A 388-nucleotide genomic window follows, 5' to 3' on the forward strand; every position below is an offset into this window, starting at 1 on the left:
GGAATGTTTGAAACGCCTCATAATCTTGCCTCTTCGCTGATGAACACAACGCTTCTCAGCAAGCAGTACCGAATAAGTTCTTTAAAAATTCACAGTCGATAAGTGTGGACGTTTGATGAAAGTGCACACGAAGCTAGTCTTCGTGATACTTAAAAAATATCAAATGTTCACAAGAAGTAATGAAATAGGACGCTTCGTAAAAGAAGCGAACTGTCAGTATTTTGAGTGAGCGACCCGCTAGCAATAGCGGTGCGAGAAATCGCAAAAAACAGAGATTAAACTGAAGAGTTTGATCCTGGCTCAGATTGAACGCTGGCGGCATGCCTTACACATGCAAGTCGAACGGCAGCACGGAGCTTGCTCTGGTGGCGAGTGGCGAACGGGTGAG

Annotated in this window: 1 rRNA gene; it reads left to right on the forward strand. The window is 45.1% G+C overall.

What is annotated here, in order from left to right:
* Positions 1–277: 277 nt before the first annotated feature.
* A 16S ribosomal RNA gene (locus GTP27_RS23360) occupies positions 278–388 on the forward strand; the annotation flags it as partial.

Origin of the sequence: Duganella qianjiadongensis (assembly GCF_009857915.1) — a bacterium.
GTDB lineage: Bacteria > Pseudomonadota > Gammaproteobacteria > Burkholderiales > Burkholderiaceae_D > Rugamonas > Rugamonas qianjiadongensis.